The following is an 11603-nucleotide window of genomic DNA, read 5'->3' on the forward strand; positions in this document are numbered from 1 at the left end:
AGACCCAGCTTCGGCTGGGTTTTTTATTGCTTGAAATTAGGTGAAGGTGTATTTGGAAAAGTGCAATGTTGGTTAAGAGAAGAAAAAGCGAGATTCCCTATCACGTTCCTCACTGTAGGGAATGACGGGTTAACTATAAGTCGACAAGTCCACATGCCGTCATCCCAGAATCGAGTAGAACGAGATATCAGGGATTTTGTTGTGGTCGAAAGTCATCTCTCGTGATTTAACATGTGGGAACAGCGCCTAGAATAGCGTTTAACACGGTTTAATAACAAAGCAGAGTGGTTGGTTGGCAATCAAGGATTGGTAATGCTGTGGTTCGTTGAGGGATTATTTACAACAAGGTGAGGAGCGGTAACAAGAACCGTTGTTTAAGGAACTCGATCAATATAGCAGGCACAAAAAACGCCACCCTTGGGTAGCGTTTTTATTAAAGCAGTTAAGTAATCGAAATTACTTAGTTACTTTAAGAACTGGAGTTTCGCCAACAGTTACAGAACCAGAAAGCTTGTTCAGCTCTTTGATTTCGTCCATGTTAGAGATAACAACTGGAGTAAGCGTAGATTTCGCTTTCTCTTCTAGAAGCGCTAGGTCGAAAGTGATGATAGTGTCACCAGCTTTAACAGATTGACCTTCTTCAGCTACACGAGTGAAGCCTTCGCCTTTAAGTTCAACAGTATCGATACCGAAGTGAACGAAAAGCTCAACACCGTCGTCAGACTCGATAGAGAATGCGTGGTTAGTTTCGAAGATCTTACCGATAGTACCGTTAACTGGAGCTACCATTTTGTCGCCAGCTGGTTTGATAGCGATGCCGTCACCAACGATTTTTTCAGCGAAAACTACATCTGGCACGTCTTCGATGTTTACGATTTCACCAGAAAGAGGTGCGATGATTTCGATTGCACCAGCATCAGCGCTGTCATCAGATACAAGCTTTTTCAGTTTGTCAAACAGACCCATTGTGTCATGCTCCTAACGTTTAGTTTTATTCTGTAGAATATACTATACCAATCTAACAAATTAGACGACTATTTTTAGCCGTCTAACTTTATTAAGCATTTGGCGATTACTGAGTTTTCTCAGCGATGAATGTTTCTACGCAAGCTTCAATTTCTGCAGCTGTAGGTAGAGATAGTGCTTCGTCAGCCATAGCTTTAACTTCAGCGAAGTTAGAGTTACGAATTACCTTCTTAACTTTAGGGATAGAGATACCGCTCATAGAGAACTCATCTAGACCCATACCAAGAAGAAGTAGCGTTGCACGCTCATCACCAGCAAGCTCACCACACATACCAGTCCACTTACCTTCAGCGTGTGATGCGTCGATCACTTGCTTGATTACTGTAAGAACAGCAGGAGATAGTGGGTTGTATAGGTGAGAAATCATTTCGTTACCACGGTCTACCGCAAGAGTGTATTGCGTTAGGTCGTTAGTACCGATAGAGAAGAAAGATACTTCTTTCGCTAGGTGGTGTGCGATTGCAGCAGCAGCTGGAGTCTCAACCATTACGCCGATTTCGATTTCTTCATCGAAAGCTAGGCCTTCAGCGCGAAGTTCAACTTTGTACTCTTCGATTGCTTTTTTCAGTTCACGGATCTCTTCAACAGAAATGATCATTGGGAACATGATACGTAGTTTACCGTGTGCAGATGCGCGTAGGATGCCACGTAGTTGGTCACGTAGGATTTCACGACGATCCAAGCTGATACGTACTGCACGCCAGCCTAGGAAAGGGTTCATCTCTTGTGGAAGGTCCATGTATGGTAGGTCTTTGTCGCCACCGATATCCATAGTACGGATAATCACTGACTCGCCTTCCATTGCTTCAGCTACTTCTTTGTAAGCAACGTATTGCTCTTCTTCAGTAGGAAGCGCGTCACGGTCCATAAATAGGAATTCAGTACGGTACAGACCAACGCCTTCACCGCCGTTACGCAGGATACCGTCACAGTCTTTTACTGTACCGATGTTGCCACAAACTTCTACACGGTGACCGTCTAGAGTTTCAGCATGCAAATCTTTTAGTTTTGCTAGTTCAGCCGCTTCTGCTTCGAAATCTGCTTTGATTTTCTTAGCTTCCGCTAATTCAGCTTCAGAAGGGTTGATGATGATCTTGTTGTTCATCGCGTCTAGCACAAGCATGTCGCCGTTCTTAACTTGCTTAGTGATATCGTTAGTACCAACGATAGCTGGAAGCTCAAGAGAACGTGCCATGATTGAAGTATGAGATGTACGACCGCCGATGTCACAAGCGAAACCAAGAACGTAGTCTAGGTTGATTTGTGCAGTTTCAGATGGCGTTAGGTCGTAAGCTACTAGGATAACTTCTTCATTGATGTCTGCTAGAGATACAATGTTGATGCCTAGAGCATTTTTAACGAAACGAGTACCGATATCACGGATATCAGTTGCACGTTCTTTTAGGTACTCATCATCAAGAGACTCTAGTGCAACAGCTTGCTCTTCGATCACAGTGTGGATCGCGTTGTCTGCGTGCATCTTGTCTTTCTTGATGAGTGCTAAAATCTCTTCTTCTAGCTCTTCATCTTCAAGCAGCATGATGTGGCCTTCAAAGATTGCTTCTTTTTCTTCGCCAAAAGTTTCAAGTGCTTTTTGCTTAACAACTTCAAGTTGTTGAGAAGATTTGTTACGAGCGTCAAAGAAACGCTGTACTTCTGCTTCAACTTGGTCGTCAGAGATAGATTGAGTATTTAGGACAATTTCATCTTCTTGAAGTAGTAGTGCTTTACCGAAAGCAATACCAGGAGATGCTAGGATGCCTGAAATCATAGCCTTACCTTAGTTGTTCAACTGTAAACGGGAGAGTGTGTGACTTTAAGTCGTCGACTAATGTCGCGCTTATTCCTATCTATTTCGAACAAAGCCACTTTGCTATGCAAAATGGCTTTGAAAGAAGGAGACCGTATTAGTGTAGTTGATCCATAAGAGCAACTAGGTGGTCTACTGCTTGCTGAGCTTGAGGACCTTCAGCTGAAATAGTAACGTTAGTACCTTTTACTAGGCCTAAAGTTTGTAGTTTGAACAGGCTTTTCGCGCTAGCGCTTTTGCCGTTAGAAGTCACTGTGATGTCAGCGTCGAAAGATTTTGCTTCTTTAACGAACTGTGCAGCTGGACGAGTGTGAAGACCGTTTTCTGCTGTGATTTCTACTTGCTTCTCGTACATTTTATATACCCCAATTAATTTATTTTTTGTAAGTTTGTAACCAGATTAGCTTAACTGCTTTAGCCCAAATGCGCTAGAGGCTAGTACGCCATGTTCGTGTTAGAACTTAGACTGGTTATAAATTTTTATCCAGCCATGGTCGTCTTTTACTGAGTACTCATGACTTTCAGAATTTGTTTATTGCTTCTTTTATTTTGAAGCGAAAAATAAAACAGACCCGATATTACCAAAGGTGGGGCAGGGATCAACAAAAAAGCCCCTAAACGGGGCTTTTTTGGACGAAAAATTGATTTGACCACATATTATTGTTGGTTCTCTTTTTCCGTAAAGATGCCAGCGAATAGGGCTGTGCTTAGGTAACGCTCACCAGAGCTTGGTAGTACAGTAACGATAGTTTTTCCTGAAAATTCAGGTAGTTCGGCGATTCTGTTTGCTGCTACAACTGCCGCGCCAGATGAGATGCCTGCAAGAATACCTTCTTCTTTCATTAGGCGTTGAGCCATCTCAATCGCTTCTTCAGAAGTTACCGATTCAACACGGTCAATAATCTCTAAATCTAGGTTTCCAGGGATGAAACCTGCACCGATACCTTGAATTTTGTGCGGAGCTGGCTTGATTTCTTCACCTGCAAGCGCTTGTGCAATAACTGGAGACTCAGCTGGCTCAACCGCTACTGAAGTGATCGCTTTGCCTTTTTCACCTTTAATGTAACGACTTGTACCAGTGATAGTACCGCCCGTACCAACACCCGCTACAAACACGTCGATTTCGCCGTCTGTTGCTTCCCAAATTTCAGGGCCAGTCGTCTGCTCGTGAATCTGTGGGTTAGCTGGGTTGTTGAACTGTTGCAGTAGTAGGTACTTGTCTGGGTCTGAAGCAACAATCTCTTCTGCTTTAGCAATCGCGCCGTTCATGCCTTTTGGTGCTTCAGTCAGCACTAGGTTTGCGCCAAGCGCTTTAAGCAGCTTACGACGTTCTAGGCTCATTGATTCAGGCATAGTTAGCGTTAGTTTGTAACCGCGTGCTGCTGCTACGAATGCAAGTGCAACACCTGTGTTACCACTGGTCGGCTCAACAAGCTCGATACCTGGCTTAAGCGTACCTGCTTTTTCTGCTTCCCAGATCATGTTTGAACCGATACGACACTTAACACTGAAGCTTGGGTTACGAGCTTCGATCTTAGCTAGGACGTTACCTTTGCTTACTTTGTTAAGGCGGACTAGAGGTGTGTTACCAATCGTTAGGGTGTTGTCTTCGTAGATCTTGCTCATGCGATATTCCTTCATTTAATGACAGAACTAAACGTAGTATATCAATCACTTTACCGTCTAGTGTCTTTCGATGTTTGTTCAGCTTGAATTTAGATTAAACAAGTTGAAAAAAAGGTAAAAGGATTAAAAAGTTATATCATATAGATATGTAGCAGAATTGACGCCTATCTTTATTGAAATCAGAACTTCAAAAAGATAGGCGAAACTAGGAAGTATAGGCGGGGTAATAGACGAGAACTATAGACGAGAACGCAGAGCTTGGTCTTTAAACTCAGCAACCCACATTGCCGTCGCGCCGCAAACGGCAACGGGCATCACGATCAGGTTTAGAATCGGAATTGTGGTGAACACAGAAACAAGCGCACCAAAGCTGTAGCTCTTGCCTTGTTTTTGTTTCAAATTGTTTCTCATGTCATCAAACTTGATTTTATGGTTATCAAACGGGTAGTCGGCGTATTGGATCGCTAACATCCATGCTGTGAAAATGAACCATAAAAACGGTGCAACGGTTTGCCCTAGTGCTGGAATTAACAAAAGTAGGAATAAACCGATCGCTTTTGGCAGAATGTAGACAAGCTTGCGCCATTCTCTCGCTAATATACGTGGGGTATCTTTGAGGACATCAAGTAAACCATCGTCATTAACTTTTTTACCACTCAACAACTCTTCAACTTTTTCCGCGAGTAAACCATTGAATGGTGCGGCAATGAAGTTAGCGAGCGTACTAAAGAAATACGAGAACGTGGCCAAGACGGTTAACACAAGCAGTGGCCATAAAACGTATGACAACCACGACAAGAAGCTTGGCAATGCACCAATCCAACTTTCAATCCAAGTGTTTAGGTTGGAGAAGATATAAAACAAGGCACCACCAACGAGTAACACGTTCGCGATAAGTGGCATTAGTACAAACTTACGAATGCTCGGTGATAAAGCGATTTTTATTCCGAAAATAAAATAGCCAAAGCCGGAGCGGGGAACAGATTCAATAGTCATATTTAAATTAGGTCACATGTGAATTTGGTTAAATAGCAAACATGTCTAGTGTACTCGACCGAAATTAAGAAAAAAAGCGTGGTGAAAATCACACCATGTAAGGAACTAATTGTATTAAGTTGTTCTAAAACAGTGGCTACTTTTGATAGAGTAGTGAGATTAGCCAAATTAACCCAACTTAGTGACAGCGTGTTTATAGCTAGTTGACTAAGAAAGCTGAGAGCGAAAAATGCAGGAATTGCGATTTGTACTCATTATTGTTGGCGCATTAGCTATCGCCGCATTATTGTTCCACGGTCTGTGGACGAGTAAAAAAGAAGGGAAAGCAAAGTTTGGTGATAAGCCGCTTGGTAAGCTTGATAACGATAGCTTAGATGAAGCAGAAACTATCCCAAATCGTTCATTCGCCCCAGAAGATGATTTTGAGATAATCCGAAAAGAACGTAAAGAACCGGATTTTGCTGTTTCGCCATCTGCGACTGATCCGCTGATCGATTCAGATCCACTTACAGCACCACAAGTGAAAGAAGCTCGCGAAGACGATATCGAATTGAATGATCTTCCTTCTTTCAGTGTTGAAGATCCAATCAAGATTGAGAGTGAACCGGAAGAGCTTGAGGAAGAGAAGGTTGTTGAGTCTGAAGTTCCAAGCTTTGAGTTGACCGATGAACAAAAAGAAAACCATGCAGGCTTTAAAGAGCAGTACGGTTCGTTTGAAGAAACCTCTGAGACGGTTGATGAGCCACTTGTTCCAAACGAAACGCTTACTCAACGAGAGCCAGTTGTTGCGAAAGAAGTCGTGACTACGCAAAGTGCGCCCGTTGAAGAAACTCAGCCAGATGAAGAACTTGGCTTAGAAGTGATTGTTCTTAATGTTCATTGTGCTGGAGAGATCCCATTCGTGGGTACTGAACTTTTCCGCAGCATGGAGAACAACGGTCTAACTTATGGTGAGATGTCTATCTACCACTGCTTTGCACAATCTAGTGACGAGCCAAAAGTTATCTTCAGTGTCGCGAACATGATGCAGCCGGGAACGCTAGAACATGATGACCCTGCTGACTTCACGACTAAAGGCATTTCGTTCTTTATGACGTTGCCTTGTTACGGTCAAGCTGATCAGAACTTCAATGTGATGTTGAGTGCGGCGCAGAAAATTGCCGATGATATGGGCGGAAACGTATTGGATGAATCACGCAACTTAATGACACCAAACCGTTTATCTGAATACCGCAAGCAAATCAGAGACTTTATGACGGCATCGAATGCCTAGTCGTATTGTTTAGCCTTGTAAATAATCTATATTTATAGAAAAGGGCTCCTAAGGGAGCCCTTTTTGATATTTCAATCACGACAGAGAATGATATGAAAGAATCGATTCAAGTTACCTTAGAGCAGTTAAGAGAAACTCTGCATTATCACGCCGTTCGTTATTACGTAGAAGATAGCCCTGAGATCCCTGATGTCGAGTACGATCGATTAATGCTGCAATTGCTAAAGATCGAAGAAGAGAACCCCGAGCTAGTGACGGTAGATTCGCCAAGCCAACGTGTTGGTGGTCAGCCTCTCGATGGCTTCACTCAAGTGACTCATGAGATCCCAATGCTTTCTCTAGACAATGCATTCTCTGACGAAGACTTAGATGCGTTTAATAAGCGTATGTCAGATAGAGCACCCACCGCGAATCTCAAAACTTTCTGTTGTGAGCCTAAGCTTGATGGCCTTGCAGTTAGCTTGCTCTATGTGAATGGTACCTTAGTTCAGGCTGCGACACGTGGTGACGGTGCGACGGGTGAAAACATCACTGAAAACGTGCGTACTATCAGCTCTATCCCACTTAAGTTGCAAGGTGAAGGCTGGCCAGAGCGTATTGAAGTTCGTGGCGAAGTGTTTATGCCAAAAGCGGGTTTCGATAAGTTGAATGAGTTGGCGTTGAAGAAAGGCGAGAAAGTCTTTGTTAACCCACGTAATGCCGCTGCAGGTAGCCTACGTCAGCTTGATTCTCGTATTACAGCGAAACGTCCATTGGCTTTCTACGCATACAGTGTCGGTGTTGTACAAGGCGCTGAGCTATCAAATAGTCACTACCAACGCTTCTTACAGCTTAAAGGTTGGGGCTTACCTATGTGTCCCGAGACTAAGCAACTGAGCTCTCTCGAAGATGTGAAAGCCTATTACAAAGATATTATGACTCGTCGTGATGCTCTGGCTTACGAGATTGATGGCGTTGTTATCAAAGTCGACGATATCGCGGCTCAAGAAGTGCTTGGCTTTGTTGCTAGAGCGCCACGTTGGGCAATTGCTTATAAGTTCCCAGCTCAAGAAGAGATTACCCTGCTCAATGACGTTGAGTTTCAGGTGGGCCGTACTGGCGCGATTACGCCGGTTGCTAAACTGGAACCTATCTTCGTAGGCGGCGTGACGGTCAGTAATGCCACTTTACACAATGCCGATGAGATTGCGCGTTTAGGCGTGAAGGTAGGCGACAGCGTGATTATCCGTCGTGCCGGTGACGTTATTCCGCAAATTGTGGCTGTTGTACTAGATCGTCGCCCTGAAACAGCTAGAGACATTGTTTTCCCTGATGCTTGCCCAGTATGTAATTCTGCAGTTGAGCGCGTAGAGGGCGAAGCTGTAGCGCGTTGTACTGGCGGTTTAGTCTGTCAGGCGCAGCGTAAAGAAGCGCTTAAGCACTTTGTGTCGAGAAAGGCATTGGATGTTGATGGCCTTGGCGTAAAGGTGATAGAGCAACTTGTAGACCGTGAAATGGTAGAAACGCCCGCTGACTTGTTCAAGCTCAGCGCGGGAGTGATTACAGTTCTTGACCGCATGGGGCCGAAATCGGCGCAAAATGTGGTGAGTGCTCTTAATAAAGCCAAAGATACAACATTGGCACGTTTCCTTTACTCGCTAGGTATTCGTGAAGTGGGGGAAGCAACTGCGATGAACTTGGCGCAACACTTTAAAGCGCTGGAGCTGGTTCAAGCTGCAACTCATGAACAATTAGTGGAAGTGTCCGATATTGGTGACATCGTCGCTAGACATATCACAAGTTTCTTTTCGCAAGAGAAAAATAGAGCGGTAGTCGATCAGCTGATAGAACTTGGCGTTAACTGGCCTGTCATCGAAGAAGCTGCGGATGACCAAGAGCTACCACTAGAAGGTAAGGTTGTTGTGTTGACCGGGTCACTTTCTCAACTGGGTCGCAGTGAAGCGAAAGCGGCGTTACAAGCATTAGGTGCGAAAGTGACGGGTAGTGTATCGAAGAAAACGGACATCTTGTTTGCCGGTGAAGCTGCGGGTTCTAAATTAACTAAAGCACAAGATTTAGGTATCGAAATAAGAACAGAAGAAGATCTAATAGCCCTTATTTCGTAAGTAAATACAGATAAAGAAAGCTCAAAGGCACTCCTTTCAAGGGAGTGCCTTTTTTGTTTCTGATATAAAAATGAGGGCTTTTTAATTGTTGAGAATTTTGTTCCTATACGAACTCTAAAATCAGGACAGTGACGCTGCTCAACATTAATGAAATACCGTTATAGTTGTATCAAAAATGCGAGTCACTTCTATCTTTATAAGAGTGCTAATGGGTTAAGTGTTTGATATTTTATTGTTTTTATTGTTTTTATTGTTTTTGATTGTGAGCTTTACAATTTATCGATCTGGATCACTAAGTACCTACTAAATTTGCACCAACTCATATTTTTTTAGATGAAAATTAAGTTCTCATTGATCTTTTTGAGGGCGAAGTTAGTCTTAATGCCATGGATGCACACGATGTGCATAACCAGAAAGGAAATAGAGAATTCAGAGTTTAGGGTTCTCAAACAAGAAAAGGTATTTCTCTCTACGGCGGCCAACTTTAGGCGGGAAATATTCAAACAGCTATATCCATTTTTAGGAGTTTTATTCCATGGAAAACAAATTTTTTAAAGTATCTGCGATTACAGCAGCAATGGTAGGTGCACTGTCTGCTGCTCCAGCTATGGCTGAAGATCCAATCGGTCCTGAGTATGCAAGTCAGGCGTCAGAGTTCTTCTCTGAGTCGACTATTAGCGGTAACCTAAACTTTTTCATGCGTGCTCGTGACCGTGGTAACGTCGATGCGAATGGCAACAATACTAAAAAAGTAACTAACCTAGACCATGGTTCAGTTTTTGCTAATTTAGGTTTTAACTCTGGTTATATTGGTGGTGTTGCTGGTGCAGATGTTGTTATTTATTCAACATTTGACATGTGGAACAATGGTGGTCCAGACCATGAGATGAACTTTTGGGGTGTTGATAACCCATATGATAAGAACCCTTCTGATAGCGGTTGTTCAGGTACTTGGGATTCTGACTGTACTGATAACGGCGTTTCGTTTGCTACAGCAAGTGCTAAATTCAAGTTTGGTGACAGTGCTACAGCTAAACTTGGTTATTTCCAACCATCAGTACCAAGTTCTCTAGGAGTTAACTGGTCTTTTGCCCCTGGTACTTACATGGGTGGTGAAGTTGGTGCGACATTTGGTGATCTATCTCTAGGCTTGGTTGTTGCTGATGAGTACAAAGCTCCTTGGTTCAAAGAAACGTATGAATTCCAAACTACAAATGGCGAAGATGCGGGTACTCTATACTCAATAGGTGGTCGTTATGCTATGCAAAATGGTATCTCAGTTGATGTTGGCTACGGTGCATTGACAGACGGCGATCGTAAGAACTTCCATGTTAAGGTTAAGGGCACCACGGATGGTGGTTTATACTGGTCTCCACAACTTTATGTAGTTGATGATGACGAGCAGTATGACAGCACTGCATTCCAAGCTGCGATGCTAACAGCGTTTTCTTCAGGTCAATACTCTTACCGTGCTGAAGCTACATATACCGCAGCAGAATCAGTTGACTCAGCTCTAGCTGGTAATATGGCTTACCGTCTGACTAGTCAGTATGGTGGCTCAAATGGCGCTTACGACATCTGGTGGAATAACCGTTCTGACTTTAACCATGATGGTGAAATTGCTTTCTTCCTATCAGCAGCTCGTGATTTCTCTGATATCGGTGGTAAAGGCTTTAGTGCTGGTGTGAACGGCGCGTACGGCTTTGGTTCTGAAGCTCAAGGGTTCGAGGATCTAACAGAGTACTCATACAGCTTCTTTGCAAACTACGCAATTCAAGCGGGTGCTTTGAAAGACGCAAATGTTAGTTTCTACTACACTAACTACTACAATGACACCGATGCACCAAACTGGACTGGTTACACGAACTTATTCCAAGATGAAGAAGACTTTAAACTTATGTTAACAATTCCTTTTTCTGTAAAGTAAGTTGATGACATGGTAATTGAAGCTGGGCTAGTGCCCAGCTTTTTTGCTTTTTAGGAGATATTTATGAAACGTATTATTCCCGTTACATTAATCGCTTTTAGTTTAGCCGCATGCACCTCTCCACCGAAAACAGCTTCTGAGTTTTGGTATGGTCAAGGTGAGCGCTTTGGCTCTCGTGGGTACACGATAGATAATGACTCGTTGGCAAGTATCAAAGAAAAGGTAGAGTTTGATGAATCTGCTTATCTTGCCGGTTATGAAAAAGGAAAATTAGAGTTCTGTGATCCCTACAAAGCATTTGAAAAAGGCATCAAAGGAACAAGGTACACAGATCAATGTGCCGATATGCCTCAGGAGGTGATGATCAAAGCAGAGTGGCAAAGAGGCTGGGACGCATTTATTGGTGCTGATTTCTATAAGTTTAGGTAGGCTTAGAAACGATTAACTTAAACCTACCCATTGTCATTATTGATGTTTTCCACCATACGCTTTGCACAGTTCACGGGGCAGTTGCTTAATCGCTCCGTCACTGAATGTGCACTGGACACCTGCACCAAATACTTTTCCTGCGTTGTTTTGTGCAATAGAGACTGGAGCTGAAAAAATAAACACTGAAGCTAGTGCTAAAGTTACAAGTTTCATATTTTCCATCCTTCATACTTACCAAAAAATAAAATAAACAGCATTCAAATGTCATGCTTAATACTCAATTATGTATATGGTTGATGAAAGGTCAAAGTTATATAAAAATTTTCAATAAAAAATAACAATAGCTAATTTAAATATATCAATCAGTAACTTATTGATTTTTGGTTGTGATAAGTATCTATAAATGCAGGT

11 protein-coding genes are annotated in these 11603 nt (G+C 42.9%); 5 read left to right on the forward strand and 6 right to left on the reverse strand.

Features of this window, described 5'->3' with window-relative positions:
• Window positions 1-456: 456 nt before the first annotated feature.
• From crr to cysZ, 5 genes are all read right to left on the reverse strand, one after another.
• Window positions 457-966: a PTS glucose transporter subunit IIA gene (crr, locus tag A142_RS12560; RefSeq protein WP_004737851.1), complete on the reverse strand. Its 510-nt coding sequence runs from the start codon at window positions 964-966 to the stop codon at window positions 457-459.
• Window positions 967-1072: 106 nt separating this feature from the next.
• Entirely contained in the window at window positions 1073-2797 is a 1725-nt protein-coding gene (ptsI, locus tag A142_RS12565; protein WP_019821220.1) for a phosphoenolpyruvate-protein phosphotransferase PtsI, read from the reverse strand.
• A 136-nt stretch (window positions 2798-2933) separates the two neighbouring features.
• Entirely contained in the window at window positions 2934-3191 is a 258-nt protein-coding gene (locus A142_RS12570) for an HPr family phosphocarrier protein (RefSeq protein ID WP_004734263.1), read from the reverse strand.
• A gap of 302 nt (window positions 3192-3493) precedes the next feature.
• Window positions 3494-4462: a cysteine synthase A gene (gene cysK / locus A142_RS12575; protein WP_019821221.1), complete on the reverse strand. Its 969-nt coding sequence runs from the start codon at window positions 4460-4462 to the stop codon at window positions 3494-3496.
• Between the two features lie 237 nt (window positions 4463-4699).
• Window positions 4700-5458, reverse strand: coding sequence for a sulfate transporter CysZ (cysZ, locus tag A142_RS12580; protein WP_019821223.1), 759 nt, complete (start codon window positions 5456-5458; stop codon window positions 4700-4702).
• 229 nt (window positions 5459-5687) lie between these two features.
• On the opposite strand from cysZ, the gene zipA reads away from it, so the two are divergent.
• The 5 genes from zipA (at window position 5688) to A142_RS12605 (ending at window position 11192) form a co-directional block, all read left to right on the forward strand.
• Window positions 5688-6731 carry a cell division protein ZipA gene (gene zipA, locus A142_RS12585; protein WP_019821224.1) on the forward strand — a complete coding sequence of 348 codons (1044 nt, stop codon included), beginning with the start codon at window positions 5688-5690 and terminating at the stop codon, window positions 6729-6731.
• 92 nt (window positions 6732-6823) lie between these two features.
• On the forward strand, window positions 6824-8836 hold the full coding sequence (gene ligA / locus A142_RS12590) for an NAD-dependent DNA ligase LigA (protein ID WP_019821225.1): 2013 nt from the start codon (window positions 6824-6826) through the stop codon (window positions 8834-8836).
• Window positions 8837-9235: 399 nt separating this feature from the next.
• The gene (locus A142_RS25420; protein WP_017093856.1) at window positions 9236-9391 is read left to right on the forward strand and encodes a hypothetical protein; all 156 of its coding nucleotides are present in this window, start codon (window positions 9236-9238) and stop codon (window positions 9389-9391) included.
• Window positions 9372-10763: a hypothetical protein gene (locus A142_RS12600; RefSeq protein WP_019821230.1), complete on the forward strand. Its 1392-nt coding sequence runs from the start codon at window positions 9372-9374 to the stop codon at window positions 10761-10763. Before A142_RS25420 ends, A142_RS12600 begins: the two co-directional genes overlap by 20 nt.
• Window positions 10764-10826: 63 nt before the next feature.
• On the forward strand, window positions 10827-11192 hold the full coding sequence (locus tag A142_RS12605; protein ID WP_019821232.1) for a DUF2799 domain-containing protein: 366 nt from the start codon (window positions 10827-10829) through the stop codon (window positions 11190-11192).
• 36 nt (window positions 11193-11228) lie between these two features.
• Here A142_RS12605 and A142_RS25150 read toward each other — a convergent pair whose 3' ends face one another.
• Entirely contained in the window at window positions 11229-11405 is a 177-nt protein-coding gene (locus A142_RS25150) for a hypothetical protein (protein WP_019821234.1), read from the reverse strand.
• Window positions 11406-11603: the final 198 nt, after the last annotated feature.

Source organism: Vibrio splendidus 12E03, assembly GCF_000272105.2.
Classification (GTDB): Bacteria; Pseudomonadota; Gammaproteobacteria; order Enterobacterales; family Vibrionaceae; genus Vibrio; species Vibrio splendidus_I.